The sequence below is a fragment of the Streptomyces sp. ICC4 genome, from assembly GCF_003287915.1.
GTDB lineage: Bacteria > Actinomycetota > Actinomycetes > Streptomycetales > Streptomycetaceae > Streptomyces > Streptomyces tritrimontium.
Window position 1 is genome coordinate 6,516,116 of sequence record NZ_CP030286.1, and the last position, 26,053, is coordinate 6,542,168.

Annotated in this window: 27 protein-coding genes, 1 tRNA gene and 3 pseudogenes; 9 read left to right on the forward strand and 22 right to left on the reverse strand. The window is 72.3% G+C overall.

What is annotated here, in order from left to right:
• Positions 1-174: 174 nt before the first annotated feature.
• The 7 genes and pseudogenes from DRB89_RS45070 to DRB89_RS45075 form a co-directional block, all read right to left on the reverse strand.
• A pseudogene (locus DRB89_RS45070) lies at positions 175-621 on the reverse strand (ATP-binding protein); the annotation flags it as partial.
• 240 nt (positions 622-861) lie between these two features.
• The gene (locus tag DRB89_RS30425) at positions 862-1,782 is read right to left on the reverse strand and encodes a dienelactone hydrolase family protein (RefSeq protein ID WP_112451495.1); all 921 of its coding nucleotides are present in this window, start codon (positions 1,780-1,782) and stop codon (positions 862-864) included.
• Between the two features lie 200 nt (positions 1,783-1,982).
• Positions 1,983-2,279 carry a hypothetical protein gene (locus tag DRB89_RS30430; protein ID WP_112451496.1) on the reverse strand — a complete coding sequence of 99 codons (297 nt, stop codon included), beginning with the start codon at positions 2,277-2,279 and terminating at the stop codon, positions 1,983-1,985.
• 91 nt (positions 2,280-2,370) lie between these two features.
• Entirely contained in the window at positions 2,371-3,147 is a 777-nt protein-coding gene (locus tag DRB89_RS30435) for an isocitrate lyase/phosphoenolpyruvate mutase family protein (RefSeq protein WP_112451497.1), read from the reverse strand.
• Positions 3,144-3,893 carry a GNAT family protein gene (locus DRB89_RS30440; RefSeq protein ID WP_112451498.1) on the reverse strand — a complete coding sequence of 250 codons (750 nt, stop codon included), beginning with the start codon at positions 3,891-3,893 and terminating at the stop codon, positions 3,144-3,146. Before DRB89_RS30440 ends, DRB89_RS30435 begins: the two co-directional genes overlap by 4 nt.
• A gap of 47 nt (positions 3,894-3,940) precedes the next feature.
• Positions 3,941-5,152: a cytochrome P450 gene (locus DRB89_RS30445; protein WP_112451499.1), complete on the reverse strand. Its 1,212-nt coding sequence runs from the start codon at positions 5,150-5,152 to the stop codon at positions 3,941-3,943.
• Between the two features lie 140 nt (positions 5,153-5,292).
• Positions 5,293-5,556 (reverse strand): hypothetical protein, encoded by a 264-nt coding sequence (locus DRB89_RS45075; protein WP_343234624.1) that lies wholly within the window; start codon positions 5,554-5,556, stop codon positions 5,293-5,295.
• On the opposite strand from DRB89_RS45075, the gene DRB89_RS45080 reads away from it, so the two are divergent.
• Complete coding sequence (locus tag DRB89_RS45080) at positions 5,507-6,010, forward strand: hypothetical protein (protein WP_239516402.1); 504 nt, start codon at positions 5,507-5,509, stop codon at positions 6,008-6,010. The two genes, DRB89_RS45075 and DRB89_RS45080, sit on opposite strands and share 50 nt — an antisense overlap.
• Positions 6,011-6,036: 26 nt before the next feature.
• On the opposite strand, the gene DRB89_RS43255 is transcribed toward DRB89_RS45080, so the two are convergent.
• Together DRB89_RS43255 and DRB89_RS30455 are read right to left on the reverse strand one after the other, a co-directional pair.
• Complete coding sequence (locus DRB89_RS43255) at positions 6,037-6,285, reverse strand: hypothetical protein (RefSeq protein WP_162688789.1); 249 nt, start codon at positions 6,283-6,285, stop codon at positions 6,037-6,039.
• Positions 6,286-6,325: 40 nt separating this feature from the next.
• Entirely contained in the window at positions 6,326-7,318 is a 993-nt protein-coding gene (locus tag DRB89_RS30455) for a hypothetical protein (RefSeq protein WP_112451501.1), read from the reverse strand.
• Between the two features lie 326 nt (positions 7,319-7,644).
• Between DRB89_RS30455 and DRB89_RS30465 the strand changes: the two genes are divergently transcribed.
• Positions 7,645-8,313 (forward strand): deoxynucleoside kinase, encoded by a 669-nt coding sequence (locus tag DRB89_RS30465; RefSeq protein ID WP_112451503.1) that lies wholly within the window; start codon positions 7,645-7,647, stop codon positions 8,311-8,313.
• 54 nt (positions 8,314-8,367) lie between these two features.
• On the opposite strand, the gene DRB89_RS30470 is transcribed toward DRB89_RS30465, so the two are convergent.
• Positions 8,368-9,780 carry an amidase gene (locus tag DRB89_RS30470; protein WP_112451504.1) on the reverse strand — a complete coding sequence of 471 codons (1,413 nt, stop codon included), beginning with the start codon at positions 9,778-9,780 and terminating at the stop codon, positions 8,368-8,370.
• A gap of 176 nt (positions 9,781-9,956) precedes the next feature.
• Positions 9,957-10,745 (reverse strand): GNAT family N-acetyltransferase, encoded by a 789-nt coding sequence (locus tag DRB89_RS30475; RefSeq protein ID WP_204357857.1) that lies wholly within the window; start codon positions 10,743-10,745, stop codon positions 9,957-9,959.
• A gap of 171 nt (positions 10,746-10,916) precedes the next feature.
• Between DRB89_RS30475 and DRB89_RS30480 the strand changes: the two genes are divergently transcribed.
• Together DRB89_RS30480 and DRB89_RS30485 are read left to right on the forward strand one after the other, a co-directional pair.
• Entirely contained in the window at positions 10,917-11,081 is a 165-nt protein-coding gene (locus DRB89_RS30480; RefSeq protein WP_162688790.1) for a hypothetical protein, read from the forward strand.
• 106 nt (positions 11,082-11,187) lie between these two features.
• Positions 11,188-12,018, forward strand: coding sequence for a class I SAM-dependent methyltransferase (locus DRB89_RS30485; protein ID WP_112451507.1), 831 nt, complete (start codon positions 11,188-11,190; stop codon positions 12,016-12,018).
• 48 nt (positions 12,019-12,066) lie between these two features.
• On the opposite strand, the pseudogene DRB89_RS30490 reads toward DRB89_RS30485, so the two are convergent.
• A pseudogene (locus DRB89_RS30490) lies at positions 12,067-12,414 on the reverse strand (helix-turn-helix domain-containing protein); the annotation flags it as partial.
• A gap of 43 nt (positions 12,415-12,457) precedes the next feature.
• Here DRB89_RS30490 and DRB89_RS30495 point away from each other — a divergent pair.
• From DRB89_RS30495 to DRB89_RS30505, 3 genes and pseudogenes are all read left to right on the forward strand, one after another.
• Positions 12,458-13,539, forward strand: a pseudogene (locus tag DRB89_RS30495) (bile acid:sodium symporter family protein).
• Between the two features lie 9 nt (positions 13,540-13,548).
• Positions 13,549-13,980, forward strand: a complete 432-nt coding sequence (locus tag DRB89_RS30500; RefSeq protein ID WP_112452733.1) for a (2Fe-2S) ferredoxin domain-containing protein — start codon at positions 13,549-13,551, stop codon at positions 13,978-13,980.
• Positions 13,981-14,104: 124 nt separating this feature from the next.
• Complete coding sequence (locus DRB89_RS30505; protein ID WP_112452734.1) at positions 14,105-14,386, forward strand: hypothetical protein; 282 nt, start codon at positions 14,105-14,107, stop codon at positions 14,384-14,386.
• A gap of 115 nt (positions 14,387-14,501) precedes the next feature.
• Here DRB89_RS30505 and fdhD read toward each other — a convergent pair whose 3' ends face one another.
• The gene (gene fdhD, locus DRB89_RS30510) at positions 14,502-15,335 is read right to left on the reverse strand and encodes a formate dehydrogenase accessory sulfurtransferase FdhD (RefSeq protein ID WP_112452735.1); all 834 of its coding nucleotides are present in this window, start codon (positions 15,333-15,335) and stop codon (positions 14,502-14,504) included.
• A 205-nt stretch (positions 15,336-15,540) separates the two neighbouring features.
• Here fdhD and DRB89_RS30515 point away from each other — a divergent pair, with 205 nt between their 5' ends.
• A complete protein-coding gene (locus tag DRB89_RS30515; RefSeq protein WP_112452736.1) occupies positions 15,541-16,482 on the forward strand; it encodes a beta-ketoacyl-ACP synthase III in 942 nt (313 codons plus the stop codon).
• Here the strand turns inward: DRB89_RS30515 and DRB89_RS30520 are convergent.
• Positions 16,466-16,840 (reverse strand): hypothetical protein, encoded by a 375-nt coding sequence (locus DRB89_RS30520; RefSeq protein ID WP_162688791.1) that lies wholly within the window; start codon positions 16,838-16,840, stop codon positions 16,466-16,468. The genes DRB89_RS30515 and DRB89_RS30520 overlap by 17 nt on opposite strands.
• A gap of 235 nt (positions 16,841-17,075) precedes the next feature.
• On the opposite strand from DRB89_RS30520, the gene DRB89_RS30525 reads away from it, so the two are divergent.
• Positions 17,076-17,163: transfer RNA gene (locus DRB89_RS30525), tRNA-Leu, on the forward strand.
• A gap of 104 nt (positions 17,164-17,267) precedes the next feature.
• Here the strand turns inward: DRB89_RS30525 and DRB89_RS30530 are convergent.
• The 8 genes from DRB89_RS30530 to DRB89_RS30565 form a co-directional block, all read right to left on the reverse strand.
• Complete coding sequence (locus DRB89_RS30530) at positions 17,268-18,005, reverse strand: pyridoxamine 5'-phosphate oxidase family protein (RefSeq protein ID WP_112452194.1); 738 nt, start codon at positions 18,003-18,005, stop codon at positions 17,268-17,270.
• Positions 18,006-18,219: 214 nt separating this feature from the next.
• The gene (locus DRB89_RS30535; RefSeq protein WP_112452193.1) at positions 18,220-19,365 is read right to left on the reverse strand and encodes an agmatine deiminase family protein; all 1,146 of its coding nucleotides are present in this window, start codon (positions 19,363-19,365) and stop codon (positions 18,220-18,222) included.
• Positions 19,366-19,486: 121 nt separating this feature from the next.
• The gene (locus tag DRB89_RS30540; RefSeq protein WP_112452192.1) at positions 19,487-20,305 is read right to left on the reverse strand and encodes an ABC transporter ATP-binding protein; all 819 of its coding nucleotides are present in this window, start codon (positions 20,303-20,305) and stop codon (positions 19,487-19,489) included.
• Positions 20,302-21,348 (reverse strand): ABC transporter ATP-binding protein, encoded by a 1,047-nt coding sequence (locus tag DRB89_RS30545; protein WP_112452191.1) that lies wholly within the window; start codon positions 21,346-21,348, stop codon positions 20,302-20,304. Before DRB89_RS30545 ends, DRB89_RS30540 begins: the two co-directional genes overlap by 4 nt.
• A complete protein-coding gene (locus tag DRB89_RS30550) occupies positions 21,345-22,199 on the reverse strand; it encodes an ABC transporter permease (protein WP_112452190.1) in 855 nt (284 codons plus the stop codon). The genes DRB89_RS30545 and DRB89_RS30550 overlap by 4 nt, the downstream gene beginning before the upstream one ends.
• The gene (locus tag DRB89_RS30555) at positions 22,196-23,155 is read right to left on the reverse strand and encodes an ABC transporter permease (RefSeq protein WP_112452189.1); all 960 of its coding nucleotides are present in this window, start codon (positions 23,153-23,155) and stop codon (positions 22,196-22,198) included. The genes DRB89_RS30550 and DRB89_RS30555 overlap by 4 nt, the downstream gene beginning before the upstream one ends.
• The gene (locus tag DRB89_RS30560; RefSeq protein ID WP_239516403.1) at positions 23,152-24,846 is read right to left on the reverse strand and encodes an ABC transporter substrate-binding protein; all 1,695 of its coding nucleotides are present in this window, start codon (positions 24,844-24,846) and stop codon (positions 23,152-23,154) included. Before DRB89_RS30560 ends, DRB89_RS30555 begins: the two co-directional genes overlap by 4 nt.
• A gap of 124 nt (positions 24,847-24,970) precedes the next feature.
• Entirely contained in the window at positions 24,971-25,948 is a 978-nt protein-coding gene (locus DRB89_RS30565; RefSeq protein ID WP_112450826.1) for a sigma-70 family RNA polymerase sigma factor, read from the reverse strand.
• Positions 25,949-26,053 lie beyond the last annotated feature (105 nt).

Sequence of the window (26,053 nt, forward strand, 5' to 3'; positions counted from 1 at the left end):
GCGCCGCAGCTCCTCCCGTACGGCGGGAGCGGCTCGGCCGTCGGTCAGCCGGTCGATGAGGGTGGTGGCGGCGCGGTCACCGAGCGGGCCGAGCCGTAGCCGGTCGAGCCCGCCCAAGTGGCCGTCGCTCGCCTGAGGTTGGCCTTCGGTGAGTAGTGCGGAGACCCTGCGGCCGGGTTCGAGTCGACGGGCGGCGAAACCGAGCGCCGCCCGTGAGTCGCGGTCCCAGAGATGGGCGTCGTCGACGCAGACCAGCAGTGGACGGCGCGCTCCGAGGGTGCGGAGCAGGTCGAGGAGCGCGGTGGGCGCGAGGTCGGCGCGCAGGGCGTCGGAGGCCTCCGGGGGGAGCGGGCCGGGGGCCGAGCAGAGCAGCGCGTGCAGACCGCTGTAGGGCAGCGGCCGTTCGGCGGGCGCGGCGCGGGCGTACAGGACGGGCCCGTCGCGGTAGCCGTCCATGGCGTGCCGCACGAGGGCGGTCCGGCCGAGTCCGGGCGGGGCGCTGAGTACGAGCGTGCTGCCGTGCCCGTGTCTCAGGTGGCTCAACAGGGTGTCCAGAGCGGCCAGTTCGCTGTCCCGGCCGTACAGCGGGAGCGGTTTGCGCACGGTCGTCGATGAGGTCACGGCCGTGTACGTTACTTCCGCGTAACCGGGCCCGGAAGCCTCGTGTCAGCCCGTGACGCGGCGGCCGCGGACGTACTGGACCGGCTCCCAACGGGATGCGCCGTCCGCTGTGCGGGAACACAGGCCGCTCCCTCGTACGGCCGTCGCCCACGGCTCCACGCGTTTCCGCGCGGAGCCGTGGGCGACCGGACCGTCGGGTGTCAGAAGGTGTCAGAAGGTGTCAGGACGCGTGAGGAAGCGTCAGGAGGTGTGCGGGCAGGTGCCGCGGTACTCCTCGACGGTCAGGCTCGGGCGCGGCAGCGGGCAGAGGAACTGCTCGTAGCGGGTGTCGTTGTCGATGAACCGCTTCAGCCAGGAGAGGCTGTACTTGGCGATGGTCGTGTTCGAGGTGTTCGGTGTGGTGTGCGTGGCGCCGTTGAGCTCCAGGTACGCCTTGTCGAGGGTGCCGGGCAGCGAGGTGTAGAAGGGCTCCGAGTGCGTGGCGACGGGGGCGATGGTGTCCCCGTCGGCGCCCACCACCAGCGTGGGCGTCCGTACCCCGGACCACGTCTTGTCGGTGTTCCATCCGGTCAGCGGGATCGCCGCCTGCAGCGACGGGCGGGCCCTGGCGGCCTCCAGGGCGCCGCCTCCGCCCATCGAGTGGCCCATGACGCCGAGCCGCGTGCTGTCGACCCGGCCGCGGACGGCGCTGCTCCCGGTCAGGTAGTCGAGCGCCGCGAGGAGCTGCTCGCCCCGGCTCGCGGGCTGGTCGTAGCGAGAGTTGGTGTCGATCGTGAAGACGACGAACCCCTGTGAGGCGAGGCGGGGGCCGAGCCAGGCGATGCTGGACTGGCCGGCGGTGAAACCGGGCGATACGGCGATGGCTCCGAAGGTGCCGTCCGCGGTGGAGGTCGGGTAGTAGATGGTGCCGCCGCCGAAGCCCGAGACGCTCAGCGAGGAGACGCTGGTCTGGCTGACGGAGTAGGAGCCGCGGGAGGCCTCGATGCTCGCGACGGTGGGGGCGGGACCGCGTTCGTACGGGTTGTCGGCGGCGTGGGCGCCGGGCATCAGCGCGGTGAACAGGGTGGTGGTCAGGAGGGCTGAGGCCAGACCCGTCCGGACCGTGCGCGAACGGCCCGTCGCGGTGGGCCGGCGGCGCGGGAAGAGGGGGAGGTGTCGCACGGGGGTCCTCTCGGCTGTGGGGGAGCCACGCCGGCGGGGGATCGAGGACCGCGGTCCTCGGCTGCCGGGTGTACCGGGTGGCTGCCGCCGGGGGAATCGGCGGTAGGAACACGGTGGTGGTGGACCCGGTGCGCACGCATCGGCAAGTTCACCGGTTCTCTCCGGCGGGAGCCGCGCGTCGGGCACCGGCGGCACGGCTTCTACCCGGCGGCGGGAACCGGTCGGTTGCCGCCCAGCCGGGCACGAGTCAGATGGTCGGCCTGCTCCGACAAGCGCGCGCGCCGTTCCGGGTCCTCGGACCACTCGAGTTCCCCGCGAAGCGCCAGCTCGGTACGCATCACCGTCGCCCGGGGAACCGGCACCCGCTGCCCCGGCTTCTCCGTGAAGGGCTGCAGCTCCGACGCCGCCGCCCGGGCCTCCCGTGACGTGCAGCGGCGGAGCGAGAGGAATACCAGGGCAAGCCACTCGGACGGTACTTTTACGATGGAATCGGTCATAAGAAGGCAACGACCGGGGGCAACCTTGGTGACGGGTACCGCGCCACCAATCTGCAGGCGCGCGTGCTCGAACCCGTGCCCGTGCCCGCGCTCACAGGCCCCGGCGGCTGAGGGCGTCGACTTCCGCGTAGCCGGGGATGCCGGTGGGCAACGCGCCGCCGTCGCGTACCGCGAGGGCCGTGGTGACCGCGGCGTGCAGGGACGCGCGGAAGAGCAGGGAGCCGGTGCTGACACGGCGCACGCCCAGGTCGGCCAGGCGGCGCAGGCCGAGGGCGGGGTCGTACAACACGTTGACGGGCAGCGGCAGGGCGGCCGTCACGGCGGCGATGTCCTTCTCTTCGGCCATGCCGGGCACGAAGATCCCGTCGGCGCCCGAGTCCGCGTACCGCCGCGCGCGCTCCAGCGTCGCGGGCACCGAGGCGTCGGCGCCCGACCAGTAGGTGTCCGTACGGGCGTTGACGAAGACCGCGGGCGCCCGGTGCTTCACGACCCGGATCAACTCCGCCAGCGTCAGGGGGTCGGCCAGCCGGTCACCGCGGCCGTCCTCGATGTTGATCCCGGCGACGCCCAGGCCGGCGAGCTCGGACACGAGGTCGCCCACCTCTCCCGGATCGCTGCTGAAACCGGCCTCGATGTCGACGGTGACCGGACACCGCAACCGGACCAGCCTCGCCGCCAGCGCGAGGGTCTCCTCGCGGGCCAGTCCCGCGGCGTCCGGCAGCCCGCTGCTCGCGGCCACGCCGAGGCTGGTCGTGCCCACGGCGGCGAACCCGGCGTCGGCCAGCGCCGCGCCCGAGGCGAAGTCCCAGGCGTTGGGCAGCAGCAGCGGCCCGTCCGCGTGGTGCAGCGCGTGGAAGTCGGTACTCAACGGATCTCCTCCTCACCCGGACCGCCGACGGGCGGCTGCCCGCGGCGCACTTCGGCGAGGGACCGGCGCTGCGCCCCCCGGTCGTCGAAGTTCGAGGGCGACAGCCAGGACTCCAGGGCCCGCTTGTTCGCGGGCCACTCGGTGTCGATCACGGAGTACCAGGCGGTGTCCCGGTTGCGGCCCTTGTAGACGACGGCCTGCCGGAAGACGCCCTCGAAGGTGAAGCCCAGGCGCTGAGCCGTCGTGCGCGAAGGGGTGTTGAGGCTGTCGCACTTCCACTCGTAGCGCCGGTAGCCGAGGTCGTCGAACACGTACCGCATGGCCAGGAACTGCGCCTCGGTCGAGACCGGGCTGCGCTTCATCAGCGGCGAGAACATCACGTTGCCGACCTCGACGACGCCGTGGTCCGGATCCTGGCGCATCAGCGAGAGCGTGCCGACCGCGGTGCCCCGGCCGAGGTCGATCACCGCGTAATGCCGCGGGTCACTGCCGGCCGCCGCCTCTTCGGCGTAGCGGTGGTAGGCCCGCGCGTCCGTGAACGGCCCGGTGAACATGTACGTCCAGTCCCGCGGGTCGGGCCCGCTGGAGTAGGCCGCGTGCAGCTCGGCGGCGTGCCGGTCCGCGTCCAGCGGCTCGAGCCGGCAGTACGCGCCGCCGAGCGTGACCGCGGCGGGCAGCGGACGCCGTGACCAGTGGGGCACCGGTTCACCGACACGCTGGCCGTACTCGTTGAGACGCAAGGGCATGTTCTGTTCTCTCCTGGCTGGGGCCTGCCGGGGGCCGGCCGGGCGGCTCACCAGCGTACGGGTAGCTCCCGTACGCCGCGGATCAGCATTCCGGGGACCCATGGCAGCGTCTCGTCCTCGGCGTCGCGGGCCAGGCCGGGGAAGCGCTCCAGCAGGGAGCGCAGCGCGATGCGGCCCTCCATGCGGGCCAGCGGCGCGCCCAGGCAGTGGTGCAGTCCGTGGCCGAAGGCGATGTGGCCGCGGGCGTCGCGGTGGATGTCGAAGCGGCCCGCGTCCTCGAAGCGGGCCGGATCGCGGTCCGCGTCGGCCATGGAGATCAGCACGGTGGAGCCCGCCGGGATCACCACCCCGCCCATCTCCACGTCCTCCAGCGCGAGTCGCTCGGTGGAGTTCTCGACCGGCCCGTCGTGGCGCAGCATCTCCTCGAGCGCGCCGTCCAGCAGGCCGTCGAGGTCCGCGCGCAGTGCGGCGAACTGCTCGGGGTGGTCGAACAGGGCGCGCAGGCCGTTGCCGATCATGTTGACGGTGGTCTCGTGCCCGGCGATGAGCAGCAGGACGCTCATGCCGATCAGCTCGTCCGCGCCGAGCCGGTCGCCGCCCTCGTCGACGGCGTGGATCATTCCGCTGAGCAGGTCCTGGCCGGGGGCGGCGCGCTTGGCCTCGATGAGTCCGCTCAGGTACTGGGGCATCTGCGCGTACGCGGCGCCCTCGGCCTCGGGGCTGGTCGGAGCGACCATCTCGTTGGACCAGGAGCGGAAGGCCTCGCGGTCCAGCTCCGGGACGCCGAGCAGCTCGCAGATGACCGTCATCGGGAGCGGGAAGGCGAAGGCGTCGACGAGGTCGCCCCGGCGCCGCGGGTCGGCCTCCATCGCGTCGAGCAGTTCGTCGGTGATCTGCTGGATGCGCGGCGCCAGGGCCGCTATGCGGCGCGGGGTGAACTCGCGGGATACCAGGCGGCGCAGCCGGGTGTGGTCCGGCGGGTCGGCCATCAGCATGTGTGCGAGCGCGGGGTGGTCCTGGTCGGCGTTGATGATCTGGCCGACGGTGCCGGAACGGCGCCAGTCCCGGCTCAGCCGTGGATCGTTGAAGGCCGCGCGGCAGGCGTCGTGCCCGACGACCAGCCAGGTCTCCCGGCCGCCGGGTGCGCGCACGTGGTGGACGGGCCCCTGTGCACGGAGCTTCGCGTAGACCGGGTACGGGTCGCGCACGAAGTCCGGGCTGATGTCCAGTAAATCGACGATGGCGGGCTGGTGCGTCATGTTTCGTTCCCCCTGAATCGAGCATGCCTTGCGACGTTGTCCGTCGGCACGTCAATTCTCCATGCTAGCCGCGGCGATGCCGGGCAGGTCAGCCGGGGGATGACGGCTCAGCAGCGGCTCAGCAGCTGCTCAGTAGCTGCTCAGTAGCGGTCGGCGGCGATGAGCGGCCCGTAGTGGCGGCCGGGGATGGGGCGGTGGAGGTCGCCGAAGAATCCGTATCCCGGACGGCGTTCGTTGGAGGCGTGGGCGTCGTTCACCAGGGTCCGCAGGTTGCGCGCCGGGGTGGAGGCGCCGCAGCGGTGGGTGTGGACGCACAGGGCGAGGACGCCGGCGACCACCGGGGAGGCGAAGCTGGTGCCCAAAGCGACGGCATGGTGGGCGGGGAGGGGGAAGTTGCTCTCCATGCACACGCCCGGGGCCGCGAGCGTGTGGCGGCTTCCCGTCGTAGTCGGCGATCGCGGTGGCGGTGATCACGCCGGCGTCATCGGCGACCCTGACGGACCACAGCGGTGTCCCCGGTGCCACCCCGACCAGCCCCTGACCGTCATCACGGGCGCCGATGATCCCGGCGACCAGGCTGCCGTGCCCGTTGTGGTCTTCGAGGCTGAGGCCCGGTACGACGGGGCTGCCGCTGAGGCAGTCCACCCCGCCGGGCACGTCGAGGTCCGGGACGTCGGCCGCGACTCCGCCTTCGAACACGGCGACCTTGACGTCGACGGAGCCCTTGCCGTCGCCCGAGCGGGTGGAGGAGCGGTCGGCGCGGATCCGGTCCAGGTACAGCGGTTGGCACTGGCGGTCCACGGGGGAGGCCTGGCAGTCGAAGGCCGTCACGGGCGGGCGCGGCGGGAGGCGCGGTAGGTGCGCTGCGAGGAGACGAAGCGGACCTACGGGTCCTTGGCCAGGGCGGTGGCCTGGGACGGGGTCATGGTCGCCGCGTAGCCGTGCACGGCGCGCGTGTGGACGGACGTCATCGTCCAGCCCGCGCTCCGCATCTGACTCCTCGCGGTGGCCGCCGGGCTCGCCACCGAGTCCTTGAGGACCACGATGTATCCCCGGCCCTCGGCTGCCGCCGCACCGTGGACGGGAATGCCGGACAGGCCCAAGGCAGCCGTCGCCGTCGCCGTCGCCGTCACCGTCGCCGACGGCGTCCGCGTCGGCCGGCCCCGGCCGGCGTCACTGCATGTTCTGCACGTGCGGATGATCGTACGAAGCCGTGCACACGTACAGCTGCATGCTGTAGCCGCGGCCGATGTCGAGCTGCGTGGCGTGCGCCGGGCCGAGGGAGTGCAGACCGTCGTAGCCGGCGTCCTCGACCGGCCGCCAGCTGCCGCTGCCGCCGTCCCACTCGCTGCCGTCGATGGTGAGCAGCGGCCGGACGTCGGCGCCGCACTCGGGGCAGGCCATGGGGAAGGGGTCGGAGAAGCTCCACGGCGCGTGGCCGCCGACCTTGCAGCCCGGGGCCACGCAGAGGTCGTACTGGTAGGCGACGGCGTGCTCGTCCTCCCAGGCCTCGATCCGACGGGCCAGCTCCTCGCCCAGCTCGTGAGGGGCCGGGTATTCGGTCACCGTCTCGGGGTGCAGCACGCAGGGTTCGGGCAGGTAGGTGTCGCTGCCCACGACCGGCGGCCGCGGGGCGGCGCCGAGCGGATCGGTGACATCGGCGGCGGTCCGCCAGCGCAGTGCGGCCCGGGGCAGGTGATCCTCGTGGTGGTCGAACGCGCACCACAGCACCTGCAGCAGATCGGTGCCGTCCGGGCGCGGCAGACCGGGCATGTCGGCGGCGTAGAACTGGGCCACCGGCACCATCGGGACCGGGCCGTCGAGGGGGATCCGCGACCCCGTGCCGGCGCGGTCGACCGTCGCGCGTTCCTCCGCGCTCAGCAGGTCGGCGTCCTTCTCCCTGGGGCGACGCCATGCCTCGGCGAGAATCCGCCGCCGCAGCCGTACGTCCTCGGGCGCCAGGCCGTGCTGCGAGGGGCCGCGGTGTTCCGGGCACGTGGGCCATGGTTCCCGTGCCGGCCACAGCAGGGGACCGCCGATGGAGCTGTCCGCTGCCGTCGGTGCGCCGGCGCGCGGATGCAGCCGTAGAGCGGTGCGGGCCAGTGGTGCGAGCTCGGGGAAGTGCGCTGTCACGTCGACCGGGCGGGGCGGAGTGGTGCGGGCCATGCGCGAGAGCCTACGTCCCGCCTTCGGCGGCCCCTGCTTGCAGGGGGGTGAAGGGAGAGCGGGGGCGCTGGCGGGCGTGGGGCGAAGCGTCATTTATGCTTCAGGGCGGCCGCGGGACGGTGGCTCGTCGCCGTACGCGGCGACTGCGGAGCGGTCCGGCCGGTCGAGGCGGGTGTCCCGCGTCGGGGCCCTGGGTCCGGACGGGGGCCACGTGACGCTGATCATGAAGATCTCGGGAATCGAGTGACCGCCGACGCGCGTCTCAGTGGTGTGGGGCACCCAGCCCCACCGCCCGCGAACAGAAGACCCCCAGGGAGAAGTGAGGTATGGCAGTGATCTGCGTCGGAGGCATGATCGGGATCGGCAAGACGAGCGTGGCCGAGCTCCTCGCCAAGGAGCTGGGCAGCGAAGTCTTCTACGAGAGCGTGGACGACAACCCGATCCTTCCGCTCTTCTACACGGCGAGCCCCGAGGAGATCCAGGCCAAGCGGTACCCCTTCCTGCTCCAGCTCTACTTCCTGCAGACGCGGTTCGCCTCGATCAAGGAGGCGTACCGGCAGGGCGACAACGTCCTGGACCGGTCCATCTACGAGGACTGGTACTTCGCCAAGGTCAATCACGACCTGGGCCGGATCAGCTCCCTCGAGATGGGGGTGTACGAGGGGCTGCTGGGCGAGATGATGCGCGAGATCGACGGCCTGCCGTACCGCAAGGCACCCGATCTCATGGTCTACCTCAAGGCCGACTTCGAGACGGTGCTGCACCGCATCGGGCTGCGGGGCCGTGACTTCGAGCAGGACGAGAGCCTCGTCGCGTACTACCGGACGCTCTGGTCCGGCTACGACGACTGGGTGCACAAGCACTACTCGGCCAGCGACGTCCTCGTCGTCGACATGAACCACACGGATGTGGTGAACAACCCCGAGGACGCGGCCCGCGTGGTGCGGGAGGTCAAGGACGCGTTGGCGGCGGGCAGGCTCCGGGCTTCCTCCTGACGGTCCCGGGTGCCGGGCCGGCCGCCGGGGATCGGCGGCCGGCCCACCCCGGTGTCACTGGTCCTGGATGCGCCGGAAGGGCCGGTCGGCCTCCAGCTCGAACGCGATCTCCAGCAGCTTCCGCTCGCCGCCGGGGCGGGCGGCGAACATGACCCCGATGGGCAGGCCGTCCGTCGTGCTCGCGGCGGGCACCGAGATGGACGGAGTGCCGACGACGTTGTCGACCGGGGTGAACGCCACGTACGCGAGGATCCGCTCGATCAGCTTCGCGTAGGGAACGGCCGGGCTGAGGTGGCCGATCGGCGGCGTGGTGTGGGCGAGCACGGGCGACATCACGAGGTCGAGCCCGCGGAAGGACGCCGCATACGCCTCCTTCGTACGCTTCAACCGCCGCACCACGCCGGGGGTACGCCGCCAGTTCCGCAGGTACTCCTCGCGCAGCCCCTGGCTGAGGCCGTCCATGCGACGGCGGTCGAAGTCGGCGCCGAGGGTCCGGCCCGTGACGCCGAGGAGGAAGGACATCATCCCCCAGTAGGTGAGGAAGTCGTCGGTGAAGCTCGGGTCCATGCCCAACTCCACCGGCTCCACGGTGTGTCCGAGCCGTCCGAGGGTCGCCGCGGTCTCCAAGACCGCCGCCCGGGTGGAGGCGTCGGAGTGGACACCGTTCGGCGAGTCCAGCACGAACCCGATGCGCAGCCGTCGCTCCGAGGGGCCTTCGACCAGGCCGACGGGCGCCAGCTCGGGGCTCCGCCGGTACGACTCCGCGGCGGCGAGGAACGCGGCGGCGTCCCGCACGGAACGGCTCACGATTCCGTCGGAGATGATGTCGATCGGCAGCGGGCGGCTCAGGGCGCTCCCCACGACGCGGCCACGGCTCGGCTTGAGGCCGACGAGTCCGCAGCAGGCGGCGGGTATCCGGATCGAGCCGCCTCCGTCGTTGGCGTGCGCGATCGGCACGGCACCGGCCGCGACCAGCGCCGCGCTGCCGCCCGACGAACCGCCCGCCGAGTAGCCCGTGTGCCAGGGGTTGCGGACCGGCTCCGCGCCGTCGTACTCGGTGGTCGGACTGAACCCGAACTCGGGCAGCCGGGTCTTGCCCAGGACCGTGACGCCGCTGCTCAGGAACTGCCGGGTGAACGGCGCGTGCCGCGCGGCCGACCGCGGCCGGAAGGCGGCGCTGCCGTGGCCCGTGGGCAGTCCCTGGTAGTCGGTGTTGTCCTTGACGAAGGTCGGCACTCCGGCGAAGGCGCCGCCCGTTCCGGCGGGGTGCGCCGGGCCGTCGACGTGCACCTGGACCGCGCGCAGCCGCGCGTCGACCGCCCGCACCCGCTCCCCGGCGTCCCGGGCGGCCTCGGCGGGGGAGACGTCGCCCCGCCGGATCGCCGCGGCGAGACCGACGGCGTCGTGCTCTCCCAGGGCGTCGTCCCGGAACGCGTGCACGATGGCCTGTTCGTCGAAATTCGTCACTGCTGCCTCAGCCCCCGCGGTGTGGATGGTCGCCCGCCATCATTCCCTACCGTCGGGTAACACGCGAGGAGTTCGCCCGGAGTTCGCCCGTTCATTCGAGCCGTCGCCGATGCCGCGTGAGCAAGAGGACCTTGCGGACGCGCCTCTTGCGGACGCGCCGCTTGCAGGCGCGCCTCTTACGGGCGCGCCGTGAAGACCGCCTCCGCGAACTCCGTGACCTCGGTGAAGCCGAGCCGGCGGTAGAGGCCGACGGCGGTGGCGTTGTCCGCACGGACGTTGAGCCCGATGTGATCCACGCTCTTCCCCAGCCGACGGCACAGCTCGGCGACGCAGGCGCCGCCCGCACCCTGCCCGCGCACCCGCGGATGCGTGGCGACGTTCCCGATCGCGGCGACCCGGTACGCGGCCGAGTGGACGTGTACGCCCGCCACGGCGACCAGGCGGCCGGCCTGCCGGGCACCGACGTACTGGCCGGTGTCGAGCATCCGGTGGTCGAACCAGTTGCCCGGGTACGCCTGCTCGAACAGTTCGAGCAGTTCCGGCAGATCCTCCCGGCCCAGCGGGGCCGGGAGCCACGGTCCGACCGGGTGCCGCTCGGCCAGGTCGGGCTCGGTCAGCGCCATCCGCAGCAAGGTGCCGTGCGGCTGTACGGCGTACGCGGACTCCAGCACCTTCCCGGCGCTCCCGGTCAGGTGCGCGAAGAAGCGCCGGGGGAGTACGGGCAGCAGCGCCCCGGCCAGATCCTCCAGGGCGGAGGCCTGCCCCGGGCGGGTGAAGCCGAGCAGCGTCGGGATGTCGCCGACCGAGTACAGCAGCGCCACCGGGCCGTCCTCGGAGACCGTGTACCAGCTGGTGTGGGACCACAGCAGGTCGTCGAGGTCGCCGAGTTCCATCAGGTGCATCGCCGGATCCCGTTCGAAGCGGGCGGCCAGGGCGGATCGGTCGTGGAGGCTGCGTAGGATCACCCGCCCAGAATACGGTGACGCCCCATCCGGTTCGGCGGCGAGGTGCGACCGGCGGCCGGGGCCGGACTGTCGTGGTGCAGACTGGCGACCGAACCCGCACGACATCCGGTGTGCGGGTGTATCGGCGCTGGTCACCGTGGGGGGACGAACATGGCGGCACTCGGTCTTGTCTTGTCCTTCGTGATCTTCGGCCTGCTGATCCTGGCCGGGTGCGTCGCCATCGCGTACTTCAGGCCACGGGAAGAGCGGGCCGGCTGCCTCCTCGTGTCAGGGAGCCTGTTCCTGCTGTGCGCGTTCTTGACGGCCTGGTTCCTCATCGCCGCGAACACGGCATGATCCTCGGCCGTGGGCGTACGGCACCGCGTCCCGGGGTCCGCGGGCGCCACGGTGTCACCCTCATGGCCCTGACCCCGGGCCGTGCGCAGGCGCTAGTCATAGGGACATGAGCAACGAAAATGCACCCCCCGACCCCCTGAAGGCGAAGCACCGCGCGATGTGGGCGCTGGGGGACTACCCCTCCGTGGCGACGAACGTCGTCCACGGGCTCGGTGGCCAGCTGGTGCGGGCGTGCGGAATCCGGCAGGGCGACCGGGTGCTCGATGTCGCGGCCGGCTCCGGCAACGCGGCCATCCCCGCGGCCCTCCTGGGCGCCGACGTCATCGCCTCCGACCTCACGCCCGAGCTCCTGGAGGCCGGACGCCACCTCGCGGAGGCGTCAGCGGCCCGGCTGGACTGGCGGGAAGCGGACGCGGAAGCCCTGCCCTTCGCGGACGGCGAGTTCGACACGGTGATGTCCTGCGTCGGCGTCATGTTCGCGCCGCACCACCAGCAGGCGGCCGACGAACTGGTCCGGGTCTGTCGGCCGGGCGGCACCATCGGCCTGATCAACTGGACCCCCGAGGGGTTCATCGGGCAGATGTTCGCCACGATGCGTCCCTACGCTCCCCCGCCGCCGCCCGGTGTCCAGCCGCCGCCCCTGTGGGGCGACCCGGAACACGTGCACTCCCTGCTCGGGGACCGCGTGATCGACGTCGACGCCCGGCGGCAGCCGTTGCGCGTGGACCGGTTCGCGCGGCCGGAGGAGTTCCGGGAGTACTTCAAGGCCTGCTACGGGCCGACCATCGCCACGTACCGCTTCATCGCCGAGGACCCCGAGCGGGTGGCCGCCCTCGATGCGGCCCTCGACGACCTGGTCGCACGGCACCTCGTCGACGGAGCCATGGACTGGGAGTACCTCCTGGTCACGGCCCATCGGGCCGACAAGCCCGCGTAGTCCGGCTGCTGATCACGCGGGTCCCCGCCACCTCGGGGGCCCGCGCGATCAGGCCTGGTGCTGGTGTTGCTCGTGCTGCCCGGAGGGGGCGGGGTGGGGGCGAGCGTGCGAGCGGAAGGTGCGCCGGTAGGTGTCCGGCGGGACGCCGACGGTCCGGTGGAAGTGCCGGCGCAGGGTGGTGGACGTGCCCATGCCGGTGGCCGTGGCGATGGTGTCGATGGTGGCGTCGGTGGTCTCCAACAACTCCTGGGCGTGGCGGATGCGCTGGGTGTGCAGCCACTGCAGCGGGGTGGTGCCGGTGAGCGACTTGAAGTGGCGGCCCAGATGCCGCGAGCTCATCCGTGCCTGCCGGGCCAGGTCCTCCACGGTGAGGGGTTCGTCCAGCCGCTGGAGTGCCCGGGGGCTGTCTCTGATACACACCTGACGCTGCCGAGCACCCATGCGCCGCCCGCACCTCCCCGCCCGGCTCCCCGTGGACCCGTTCATCACGGGCCTGCTCGCCACCGTCGCCGTCGCCGCCCTGTTCCCCGCCCGCGGCGCGGCCGCCCCCCTCGCCGAGGCGGCCTCCACCGGAGCCGTGGCGCTGCTCTTCTTCCTCTACGGCTCCCGGCTCTCCACCCGCGAGGCCCTCGACGGCGTGCGCCACTGGCGGCTCCACCTCACCGTGCTCGCCTGCACCTTCGTCCTCTTCCCCCTCCTCGGCCTCGCCGCCCACGCCCTGGTCCCCACCCTCCTCACGGCCCCGCTCTACAGCGGCCTGCTCTTCCTCTGCCTGGTCCCCTCCACCATCCAGTCCTCCATCGCCTTCACCTCGATCGCCCGGGGGAACGTCCCCGCCGCGATCTGCGCCGGCTCCTTCTCCAGCCTCATCGGCATCTTCCTCACCCCCTCCTCGCCGCCGGCCTGCTCGGCAACAGCGCCGGCGGGTTCTCCCTCGACTCCCTGCTGAAGATCGTCCTCCAGCTCCTCCTGCCCTTCCTCCTCGGCCAGGCCCTGCGCCCCTGGGTCGGCGGCTTCCTCGTCCGCAACAAGAAGGTCCTGGGCCGCGTGGACCGCGGTTCGATCCTGCTCGTCGTCTACACCGCCTTTAGCGCGGGCATGGTCGCCGGGATCTGGCACCAGGTGAGCGTCGCGCGCCTCGGCGCGCTGATGGTGGTGGAGGCCGTCGTCCTCGCCGTGATGCTGCTGGTCACCTGGTACGGGGCCAAGCGCCTCGGGTTCGACCGGGGGGACCGGATCGCCATCCAGTTCGCGGGGTCGAAGAAGAGCCTGGCCGCCGGACTCCCCATGGCCAGCGTGCTGTTCGGTGCGCAGGCGAGCCTGGCCGTGCTGCCGCTGATGCTCTTTCACCAGATGCAGTTGATGGTCTGCGCGGTCCTGGCCCGGCGCCGTGCCCGCGACGCCCGGGAGGACGCGGGGGAGAGCGGTGACGCGGGGCGGACCGGCGCCGAACCCGCCGCCGTTGAACGTGTGGCGGAGGTCTCCCGCGCCGTCCGACACCGGGCTCCGCGGGCCCGGTAGCGTTCGGCGGTGACCTGGATACGCCCGCTCTCCGCCACCGCCGAACGCCCCTGCACCCTGGTGGTGTGCCGGGGCTGTTGCTGCGGCGACCCCCGCAAGAACCCCGGCACCGACCACGCGGGTCAGCTGGCCCGCCTGCGCGAGGCCGCCGCGGCGTCCGGGGGCCGCCTCGCGGTCCGTACGAGCGACTGCCTCGGGCCCTGCGCACAGGCCAACGTCATCGTGGTCCAGCCCACCACCGAGGCCCGGCGCCGCGGCGCCCGCGCGGCCTGGTTCGGCTGGGCCCTGGACGACACCGCCACCGACGAGGTCATCGCCTGGGCCGCGTCGGGCGGCCCCGGAGTCACCCCGGTCCCGCCGACCCTCGACCTCCACCGCATCGACCCCCCGGCCCCGAAGCCGGCCACACCCGGCTCCCGCCGCGGCCGCAAGGGGCGTTGACGCCCGGTCGGGCCGGAGTAAGGACGGAGGGGGTCCGGAGGCCCAGAGCGTTAGAGCGGCGAAATGCCCGGTTCTCCTACCTTCGGGGTGTCAGTCGGAAACACCCACGGCAAGGAGCCCCCTCATGAAGATCAGCAAGCGCATCGCCGCCACTTCGGCCGCCGTCCTGCTCGGCAGCCTCGTACTCGGAGGCGGGGTCGCCAACGCGGCGGACGGCGGTGGCGGCCACGGAGGGCACGGCGGCGGCAAGGCCTCGCTCCAGAAGACGATCGAGGCCGCCCCGGGCACCGACCACGTGCCGGCCCAGAAGATCAAGGCCGCGTCCAAGGACAACCCGTACAGCCAGACGATCGAGGCCGCTCCGGGAACCGCGCACACCGGCGCCGGGGTCCTGGCCCAGAAGTAGCGGCGGCCCCTGCGGGGCGCGGGCCGCACGCCGGCCCCCGCCCCGCAGCCGCACCTCACCCCGGCCGCACCTCACCCCGGCCGCACCCCGGCCGCACCTCACCCAGGCCCCGCGCTCACGCCGACAGGTCGATCCGGTCCTCGCCCGCGTAGACGTTCATGTTCCCGCCCCGCAGGAAGCCGACCAGCGTCAGCCCCGACTCCTGCGCGAGGTCCACGGCGAGGGACGACGGCGCCGACACGGCCGCCAGCACGGGGATGCCCGCCATCACCGCCTTCTGCGCCAGCTCGAAGGAGGCCCGGCTCGACACCAGCAGCACCGACCCCGTCAGCGGCAGCAGACCGGCCTGCAGGGCCCGGCCGATGAGCTTGTCGACCGCGTTGTGCCGGCCCACGTCCTCCCGTGCGTCGATCAGCTCGCCCCGCGCCGTGAACAGCCCGGCGCCGTGCAGCCCGCCCGTGCGGTCGAAGACCTTCTGCTCCGCGCGCAGCCGGTCCGGCAGCTCACCGAGCAGCCGCGCACCCACCCGTACCGGATCGTCCGCGACCCCCGGGAACCGGGTCGCCGTGCGCACCGCGTCCAGACTGGCCTTGCCGCACAGCCCGCAGGACGAGGTCGTGTAGACGTTCCGCTCCAGTGAGATGTCCGGCACGGGAACCCCCGCGGCCAGCCGTACGTTCACCACGTTGTAGGTGTTCGTTCCGTCCTCCGCCGCGCCTTCGCAGTAGGTGACGGCGGCGACGTCCGAGGCCGATCCGAGCACTCCCTCGCTGACCAGGAAGCCCACGGCGAGCGCGAAATCGTCGCCCGGCGTGCGCATCGTGATGGCCAGCGGTTTGCCGTTCAGCCGTATCTCCAGGGGCTCCTCGGCCACCAGCGTGTCCGCCCGGGTGCCCGCCACGCCATTCCGGATCCGTACGACGCGACGCCGTTCGGTGACCCGTCCCATGTGATCAGCCCACCTGTTCTGTCCTTGTCGTGCGGCTCGTCCACCCATTCTCGCGGATCCGCTTCGGGCACCGTCCCCGGCTGGAAGATCCTCGGGAAGCTCCAAATTCAGGGCACTGAATCCTGTCGGGTCACGCGCCCCCGTACCCATGGGTAGCAGGCGAAGCTGGGACGTCCTGACTGCCGTACGAGGGGGGACCCCGCCCATGACCGGTTCACGCGTGGTGGCGCTAGGGCACTACCAGCCCGCAAGAGTGCTCACCAACGAGGACCTCGCGGCCATGGTGGACACCAACGACGAGTGGATCCGCTCCCGCGTCGGGATCAAGACCCGGCACATCGCGGGCCCCGACGAACCGGTGGACGAGCTGGCCTACCAGGCCGCCGGCAAGGCCCTCGCGAGCGCGGGCCTGACCCCGGACGACATCGACCTCGTCCTCGTCGCCACCTCGACGGCCATCGACCGCTCCCCGAACATGGCCGCCCGCGTCGCCGCCAAGCTGGGCATGGGCGGCCATCCCGCCGTCATGGACATCAATGTCGTCTGCTCGGGCTTCACGCACGCCCTGGCCACCGCCGACCACGCGATCCGGGCCGGCGCCGCCACCCGCGCGCTCGTCATCGGCGCCGACAAGATGACCGCGATCACCGACTGGACCGACCGCACCACCTGCGTCCTGACCGGCGACGGTGCCGGCGCGGCCGTCGTCGAGGCCTGTGACGAGCCCGGCATCGGCCCGGTCCTGTGGGGCTCGGTGCCCGAGATGGGCCACGCGGTCCGCATCGAGGGCTCGCCGCCGATCTTCGCGCAGGAGGGCCAGTCCGTGTACCGCTGGACCACCAGCCAGCTCCCGCCGCTCGCCCGCAAGGTCTGCGAGAAGGCCGGGGTCACCCCCGAGGAACTGGCCGCGGTCGTCCTCCACCAGGCGAACCTGCGGATCATCGAGCCGCTCGCCGCCAAGATCGGCGCGGTCAACGCCGTCGTCGCGCGCGACGTCGTCGACTCCGGCAACACCTCGGCCGGCTCCATCCCGATGGCCCTGTCCAAGCTGGTCGAGCGCGGCGAGATCCCCTCCGGGGCGCCTGTCCTCCTCTTCGGCTTCGGCGGCAACCTCTCCTACGCCGGCCAGGTCATCCGCTGCCCGTAGCCGCCCCGGTGCCGCCGCCGGCACCGGCGGCACCGGCGGAGCTCCCGTGCTCCTCCGGAGCGGGAGCGGGGGCGGGAGCGGGGGCGGGGGCCTCGGCGTGGGCCGTGCCCACGGCGCGCGCCTCCGCCGCCAGCGCGCCCAGGAGCACCAGGACGAGCCCGGTCAGCTGGCAGGCGGCCCCGAGCCGCATGCCCGCAGCCGCGGTCGCCAGTACGGGCACCACCGCGAGCGCGCGGAACCGTACCGGCCTGATCCCCGGCACCAGCCGGAAAGCGGTGTCCCCGGCCAGGTAGCAGGCGACCCCGGCGGCCGTCACCGACAGCACGGAGAGGGCGTTGGGGAGCGCAAACCAGAGCACCCCGCGCCCGTGGGTCGGCATCGAGAACCGGCACCGGCCGCGGGGGAGCGCACCCACGGCGCCGCCCGATCGAGAGACGCCCCGTCTCGCCTGACCCGCGGGGCCCGCCCCCGGACATGCCCGCAGGTCAGCGCGGCGCGTCGGACTCGGCCCGGGTGAAATACCTGGTCGGAACCGCGCCGAACCTTTGCTATTGTTGTCCATGTCGCCGCGGGAAACCGGGGCCGACCACCTGGTCCGGGTGGCGGAATGGCAGACGCGCTAGCTTGAGGTGCTAGTGCCCTTTATCGGGCGTGGGGGTTCAAGTCCCCCCTCGGACACCAGCAGGAACCCCACTTCGGTGGGGTTCTTTTGCGTTTCCGGACTTCTCGATGAAGAGCATCCACTGGTCGTACGGTCCGTCGTGCGGCCCGTCGTACGGTGCCGCTCAGGCGGTGGCCGGTCCCGCGGGGCGGACCAGCCGCATGAGGTACTCGGGCAGGGCGACTCCGGGGGTGATGTCCGCCGCGGGGACCGGCGTGCCGTACCCCCGGATCAGCGGGACCTGCCCCGACCAGTGCGGAAGGCCGGCGTCCCCGGGCTCGTCGTTCGGCCCGCCGACGCGGGACTTCGCGGAGACCTCGTTCAGGTCGAGGCGCAGGACGGCGACGCCGTCGAGCTCCCGCGCGTCGGGCGGGCGGGTGTCCGCGGACCGGCCCGGGACGACGTGTTCCACGATCGTCCGGAGCGCCCGGCCCTTCTCCTCGGGATCGGTCACGCGGTGCGCGCGGCCGTGGGCGACCACGGAGCGGTAGTTGACGGAGTGCCGGAAGGCGGACCGGCCCAGGATCAGCCCGTCCAGGTGGGTGACGGTCACGCAGACGTCCAGGCCGGAGTCCTCCCCGTCGGACCGGCTCCCGCCCGCCTCGGCCAGCCGCATGGGCCGGGAGTCCACCGCGCCGTGCAGGTAGAGGCGTTCGCCGACCCGGGCGTACAGGGTGGGCAGGACCACGGGCCTGCCGTCGCGGACGAAGCCCAGGTGGCAGACGAACGCCTCGTCGAGGATCGCGTGCACCAGGTTCCGGTCGTACGAAGCCCACTCCCGCATCCGGCCCGGAACGGTCAGGTCGGTCGGCGCGTACGACCCCGTGGGGGCGGCGGGCGGGCTGTCCGGGGCGTTGCTCATGCGACCTCCACAGCGGGGACGGATCTCCGTGCCTGCCAGTAGAACGCGGCCTCCCGCCTCCGCCCCCGTCCGACGCGCGGACCCGGCGGAAGGGCCGGAAAGGCTGTCTGGCCCCCCGTGGTCAGCAGGGGGCCAGACGCGTTCTCCCGTCCGGCGGCCTGGCGGCCCGGCGGTCGGGTGGCTCCGTCCTCGGGTGGCGGGGCGGGGCCCGCCGTTACGGGACCGGCTGCTGCTGGGTGACGCAGTGGATGCCGCCGCCGCCCGCGCCGAGGCTGTCGGTGTTGAGCTGCTCGATGGTCCGGCCCGGGAAGGCCCGCTGGAGGGTGACCCTGGCCGCGGCGTCCGCGCTCGCGTCACCGAACTGCGAGGAGATGACCGCGCCGTTGCACACGTAGTAGTTGGCGTAGGCGGCCACGAAGTCGGGGCTCGTGGAGCGGATCTTGTCGTAGTTCGGGCCCTGGATCTTGGTGACCGCGACCGGGTGCCCCTGGGCGTTGGTGGTGGTGGACAGGATCTGGAACTGCTGGCGCGCGTCCTTAGACCAGGCGTCCGTGTCGCTGGCGAGCGGCCACTGCACCAGGCCCGAGCCCTCCGAGAGGAACCGGGACGTCGCGTCGACGTGGTCGTCGGTGATGTCCCGGCCGAGGACGCCCTTGAACCAGACGACCTTGGAGGCGCCGAAGGCGGCGCACATGGCCGCTTCCAGCTGGGCCTGGCTGAGGCTCGGGTTGCGGTCCGGGTTGATGAGGGAGCTGCGGGTGGCCATGAGGGTGCCGGCGCCGTCCGTCTCCACCGCGCCGCCCTCGCCGATGAAGCCCGCGGTGGAGAACGGCACTCCGGCGTAGGCGGCGACCCGGCCGGCGACCAGGGAGTCCTTGGCGTGGGTCTGCTGGTTGCCCCAGCCGTTGAAGTTCAGGCCGACCGCGTCCAGGCCGCCCGCCCCGTTGGTACGGAACACCGGGCCGCTGTCGCGCATCCAGCAGTCGTCGACCGGGATCGTGCTGATGACGGTGACGGCCGAACCGCAGGCGCTCCTGGCCTTGGAGACGCTCGCGGAGTTGGCACACATGACGACCGGCTCGTACTTCGCGATGGTCTTCGCGATGAGGGCTATGTTCGCCTGTACGCCGGCCAGCTGGCGGCCCCAGATGGCGGAGCTGTCGGGCCACGCCATCCAGGTCCGGGTGTGCCGGACGGTGTCGATCGGGACGGCGAAGCTCCCGGCGGCGGCCGCAGCCGACGGGCGGACGGCCGCGAAGGCCTGCCCGCCGACCGCCGCGATGGCGGCGCCGGCGGCGGTGACGCCCGCCGCGGTCAGGAAACCCCGTCTGTCCAGAGTCCGTACGGTGTGCTCGTTCATCTCTGCTCTCCGATCAGTCGTGCGTGGACGGTCGAATGCGTTGAGGTGCTGGCGTACTGGCGTGCTGGCGTGCTGGCGTGCTGGCGTGGCGGCCGTGGGCGCCGCCGCGCCCACGGCCCCCTCACAAGGCGCGGCGCGCGGCGGCGATGCCCCGCGGGTCCCACCCCGGGCGGGGTACGGACTCCAGGAGCAGGCGCGTGTAAGGGTGCTGGGGGTCGGCGAGGACCTGTGCCGTCGGTCCCGCCTCCACGATCCGGCCGTTCCGCATGACGATCACTTCATCGGTGACACAGCGGACGACGCCGAGGTCGTGGGTGATGAACAGGTAGCCGATGCCGGTCTGTTCGCGGATGTCGAAGAGCAGGTTCAGGATCTGCGCCTGCACCGAGACGTCCAGGGCGGCCACCGCCTCGTCCAGGACGAGGACGGACGGTTCGACCGCCAGCGCCCGGGCGATCGCGACGCGCTGGCGCTGCCCGCCCGAGAGCCGTCGGGGCAGGGCGTCGGCCTCGCGGGCCCCGAGGCCGACCTGGTCGAGCAGTTCGGTGATCCGGCGGGTGTGGTCGGTGCCGGGGAAGTGCAGCTTCAGGGTCTCCCACAGCGCTCCGCCCACCGTGGTGCGCGGGTCCAGGGACAGGAAGGGGTCCTGGAAGACCATCTGGATCTCCCGGGCCCGCTCCAGGCGCCCGGCCTTGCCGCGCCGGTGCTCGCCCCGGTCGCGGCCGTGGATCAGGACCCGGCCCGTGTCCGCGCGCTCCAGGCCTACCACGATGCGGGCGGTGGTCGTCTTGCCCGACCCCGATTCGCCGACGATGCCCAGGGAGCCGCCCTCGGGCAGCACGAACGACACGTCGTCCACGGCCCGGACACCGCCGAAGGACCGGTACAGGCCCGCGACTTCCAGGACGGTCTTCGCCGCGGTCGCCGTCGTCGTCGTCATGAGTGGAGTTCCTTCCGTTCCGTACCTTCCGTGCCGTCCGTACGCTCCGTACGCTCCGCGCGGTCCCGTTCAGCCCGCGCGACCAGGTCGCCGTGGTGGCAGGAGGTCAGCCGGCCCGGCTCGCCGGCGACCGGGAGGAGCTCCGGTGCCTCGCGCGTGCACACGTCGGTGGCGAACGCGCAGCGCGCCGCGAAGGGGCAACCGGTGAGCTCCTCGCGCAGGCCCGGGGGCCGGCCGTCGATGGCGGCGAGCCGCCCCCGCGGCCCGTCCAGGCGCGGGGTGGAGTCCAGCAGCGCCACCGTGTACGGGTGGCGGGGCCGGGTGAACAGCTCGTCGGCCGGGCCCGTTTCCACGATCCGGCCCGCGTACATCACGTACACGCGGTCGCTGATCGCGGCGGCGAGTCCGAGGTCGTGCGTGACGAACAGCAGCCCGGTGCCGAAGCGTTCGCGCAGATCACCGAGGAGGGCGACCACCTCGGCCTGGGTGGTGACGTCCAGAGCCGTGGTGGGCTCGTCGGCGAGGATCAGGGCGGGATCGCCCATCAACGCGGCCGCGATCACGACCCGTTGCAGCATCCCGCCGGACAACTGGCCGGGATACTTGCGCAGCGCCCCCGCCGTGAGGCCGACGGCCTCCAGCATCTCCACCGCCCGCTCCTCGGCGGTCGCCTTGGACGCCTTGGCGTTCAGCCGCAGGCTCTCGGTGAGGAAGTCGCCGACGCGGCGCATCGGGTTCACGGCCGCCCGGGGATCCTGGAAGATCATGGCCGCCGTGCCGGTCCGCAGCACCCGCAGCTGCGCGGGCGTCATCGTCAGCACGTCATCGCCGACCACCCGCACCCGGCCCTCCGCCCGGGCGCCCCCGGGCAGCAGCCCCAGCACGCTCCGCGAGGTGAGGCTCTTGCCGGATCCGGACTCGCCGACCAGCGCGACCGTCTCGCGGGGGCCGACGGCGAGGTCGACCCCGTCCAGGACGGGCCGGGCGGTGTCCGGCAGGCGCAGCCGCAGCCCCTGGATCTCAAGGGTGTGCACCGGGCTCATGGGGTCCTCCTGGCTACCTTGTCGGCCCAGCGCTCGCCGACGACGTTGAAGGCGACCACGGTCAGCACGATGGCCACACACGGCACGACCGCCGAGAGCGGGTACCCGGCCTGGATGGCGGCGTTGCCGTCGAAGACCATGCGGCCCCAGTCGGGGGTCAGGGCCGGTACGCCCAGCCCGAGGAAGGAGAGCCCGGCCAGGTCGATCAGGGCGTAGCCGAAGTTGATCGTGGACTGGGCCAGGACGACGGGCATGACGGCGGGGATGACGTGGCGCAGGCAGATCTGCGCCCCCGAGTGGCCCTGCACCCGGTAGGCCTCCACGTACGGGCGGGAGCGTTCGGCCAGGACGAGGGAGCGGGTGAGCCGACTGACGTAGGGCAGGTAGGCGATGGCCAGGGCGATGACGGGGGCGAGCAGCCCCTCGCCGTACACCGAGACGATCAGGATGGCGAGCAGCATGCCGGGGAAGGCGAAGACCAGCTCGGTGCTGCGGGACAGGACCGAGTCAAGCCAGCCGCCCCGCCACGCGGCGGCGGTGCCGATGGCCACGCCGGCCGCGGTGGAGAAGGCGACCACGCCGAGCGGGCCGAGGAGGGAGGTGCGGGCTCCCAGGATCAGCCGCGACAGCGTGTCGCGGCCGGAGGCGTCGACCCCGAGGAGGTGGTCGGCGGAAGGGCCCGCGAGGGCGTTGCCCAGGTCGGCGGTGTTGGGATCGTAGGGGGTGATCCAGGGGGCGAGCACCGCGACGAGGACGACGACGGCGACGAACCCGGCGCAGAGCACGGAGAGGGGGGCGCGAGTGGTCCGGAACCGGGAGAGGCCCGGCCGGCGCACCAGGACGGCACTCACGCGGCCTTCTTCGAGGGGTCGAGGGAGACCCGGGGGTCGACCAGCGGGTGGAGCAGGTCCACGACGAGGTTCACCGTCATGAACAGCGCGACCATGATGAGGGAGATGGCCTGCACGGTGGGGAAGTCCTTGGTGGTGGTGGACAGTTCGAGGAGCTGGCCGATGCCGCCCACGCTGAACGCCGATTCCACCAGGACGGTGCAGACGAGCAGGGTGGAGACGATGAGCCCGCCGGTGGTGAGCACGGTGCCCAGGGCGTTGCGGAACACGTGGCGCCGGATGACCAGGCTGTCGCGGACCCCCCGGCTCCGGGCGACCGTGACGTGCTCCTGGCCCAGGACGTCGAGCATCGCGGCGCGCGTGACGCGGGCGAGCATGCCGATCAGGTAGAGCGCCAGCGCGACGGCCGGCAGGGTCAGGTGCCACAGCATCTGCCCGAACCCGTCGCCGGTTCCCCCGGTGGGGAACCAGTGCAGCCGCACCGCGAACAGGCCCTGCAGCAGGACGGCGGCGACGAACGACGGGGTGCCGATGGCGAAGGTGGTCGTCACCAGGATCGCCGAGTCGGTGCTCCCGCCGCGGACCGCGCCGGTCCAGCCCAGGATCAGCCCGAACACGAGGACCAGTACGAGCGCCATCGAGATCAGCATCAGGGTGTTGGGCAGGCGGTCCGCCAGCAGCCGCGACACGTCGGTGCGGTAGGTGATCGAGCGGCCGAAGTCGCCCTGGACGACCTGCCCGAGCCAGTGCAGGTACCGCTCCGCGAACGGGTCGTCCAGGTGGTAGTGCTCGTTGATCGCCTGCAGGGCCTCCGGGGAGGCGGAGCGGCCCCCGAGGAGGAAGCTCGCCGGGTTGCCGGGGGCCAGGTACAGGGCGCCGAAGATCACGAAGGAGGCGCCGAGCAGGGTGGCCGCCATTTCGGCCAGCCGGCGTGCGGCGAAGCGCAGGAAGCTCATTTCGCGGCCGCCCCGACGTCCGCCGCCCACGGGTGGTAGAGGTAGGAGATGGTGGTGGGCGCGCCCGTGATCCGCTTGTTCAGGAAGACGGCGGTCGGCCACTCGGCGACCGGGATCCACAGCACCTGGTCGGCGGCCTTCTTCTGCATTTCGGCGGCGGTCGCGAAGCGCTTGGCGGGGTCGTACTCGGCCCGGGCCTTGTCGTTCAGCGCGTCGTACGCCTCGTCGCTGTAGCCGGCGTAGTTCTGGTAGGCCCCGGTCTGGAAGTTGCTCAGCAGGTCCATCGGGTCGGTGATGGAGTCGTAGTACGTCTCCGGGAACATGTCGAGGCCCTCGCGCGCCGCGGGATCGGTGAACAGCGAGGTGAAGGCGTTGGGGGCGATGGTCTTCAGCACGACCTTCAGCCCGATCTTGGTGCCGGCGTCCTGGACGGCGGTGGCCAGCAGCGAGACGTCCTGGCCGATCGAGCTGGTGGCGATGGTCACCGTCTTCCCGGTGGCCCCCGCCTCCTCGATCATCCGCTTGGCGGCCTCGATGTTCTGCTCGGGCGAGGGGAGCCCGTCGAAGGCGGCCTTGCGGACGTCCTCGGGAGCCTCGGCCCAGGCGGCCTTGGTGGTGAGCGAGGTGGTGACGGTGCCCGCGCCGCCCAGGCCCGCCTTGACGAAGCCGCGCCGGTCCAGGGCCAGGGACAGTGCCCGGCGGACGCGGACGTCGCCGAGCGCGCCCTTCATGCTGGTCACGTTGACGTTGACGGTGCTGAGGCCCTCGCCGAAGTAGAGCTTGCCCGTGCCGCTGTTGCTCAGCCGGGAGTAGCTCTCGGTGGGGATCAGGTACCCGCCGTCCGCCTCGCCGCTCAGCATGGCGTTGGTACGGGCCGAGGGGTCGGTGAGGAAGGTGAAGACGGCCTTCGCGGACTTGGCCTTGGGGCCCCAGTAGCCGTCGAAGCGCTTGAGCTCGATGGACTGGCCCTTGTTCCAGCTGCCCAGCGAGAAGGGGCCGGTGCAGTCGAGGCTGCCGGCGGTGCCGTAGTCCTCGCCGGCCTTCTCCACGCCGGCCTCGGAGGCGACCACGCCGGCCGCCGTCGCCATGTACTGCGGGAACTGCGAGTCGGGCTGCTTCAGCGAGACGGTCACCTGGAGCGGGCCGGTCTTGGTGACGGACTCGACGTTGGAGAAGTTGCTGTTCCAGGCCGCCCCGTTCGCCGGGTCCATCTGACGGCCGAGGCTGTAGACGACGTCCTCGGGGGTCATCGTGCCGCCGTCGTGGAAGCGCACGCCCGCGCGCAGATCGTAGACCCACGTCAGGGGGGTGGGGTTGGAGGCCTTCTCGGCCAGACCCGGAGCCATGGTGAGCTGCGGGGTCCACCGCATCAGGCTCTCGCAGACGTTCGACAGGATCGTGTTCTGCGGGTAGTCGAAGGCCGAGATGTAGTCCAGCGTCGGGGGTTCCGCGTACAGGGCCCAGGTGAAGGAGTCCAGCTCGCCCGCGGCGGCCGGAGTGCCCGCGGAGAGCTTGAAGCCGGCGTCCGACGTGGTCCCGCCGCCCGCCTTGGGCGGGCCGGAGCATGCGGTGACCAGGCTGAGGGCGGCCAGCGCCGCGACGGGGAGCGCGTACCGGCCGCGCGCGGAGCGGCGGCGGGCGGCGGGCGGGCCGGCCGGGGACGGGTCGGACGCGGACACGGACGCGGACACGGACCTGGCTGCTCTGGACCAGGGCAGGGATGGGGACATCACCAAGAGATGGCCGTGGGCGGCGGCAGAGGTGTATGGGCGTGAGGGGTGGGGTCGGGGCGGTAGGCTCGTTCTTGGGGGGCTGTCAGGCCACCGCGTCGAAGCCCGTGTCCCGGGCCATCCGCTTCAGCTCCAACAGCGCGTGCTTCTCGATCTGGCGGATCCGCTCACGGGTCAGACCGTGCTGCTTGCCCACCTCTGTCAGGGTACGCTCCCGACCGTCCTCAATGCCGTAACGCATCTTGATGATCGACGCGGTGCGCTGGTCGAGCTTGCCGAGCAGGTCTTCCAGCTCCTCACTGCGCAGCAGGGAGAGGACGGACTGCTCCGGGGAGATGGCCGAGGTGTCTTCCAGCAGGTCACCGAACTGCGTGTCGCCGTCCTCGTCCACCCCCATGTTGAGGCTGACCGGGTCGCGCGCCCAGTCCAGGACGTCGCCGACGCGCTTCTGCGTGGTGTCCAGTTCGGCGGCGATCTCGGCGTGTTCCGGGTCGCGGCCGTTCTCCCGGTTGAACTCGCGCTGGACCCGGCGGATCCGGCCGAGCTCCTCCACCAGGTGGACGGGGAGGCGGATGGTGCGGGACTGGTCGGCGATGGACCGGGTGATGGCCTGGCGGATCCACCACGTGGCGTACGTGGAGAACTTGAAGCCCTTGGCGTAGTCGAACTTCTCGACGGCGCGCACCAGGCCGGCATTGCCCTCCTGGATGAGGTCGAGGAGCGGCAGACCGCTGCGCGGGTAGCGGCGGGCCACGGCGACGACCAGGCGGAGGTTGGAGCGGATGAAGACCTCCTTGGCGCGCTCACCCTCGGCGGCCAGGAACTCCAGCTCCTCGTGGGAGGGCTTCTTGCCCTTGCGCTCTATCGCCCCGTCGAGGATCTGCCGGGCGTACACGCCCGCCTCGATGATCTGCGAGAGCTCCACTTCCTTGGCGGCGTCGAGCAGCGGGGTCCGGGCGATCTCGTCGAGGTACATGCCGACCAGGTCACGGTCGGCGATCTCCCCGCCCACGGCGCGAGCGCTGCTCGTGGACTGACGACGGGCGACGGCGCGGGTTGCCATGCGTGCTCCCTTGCGATGAGTTCGGTCGCGGTGCTGCGGCTGCCTGGACACTCTCCCGAGTGCCCGCTTCCGAAGGAAACAACGACTGGAATCGGGACAGAATTC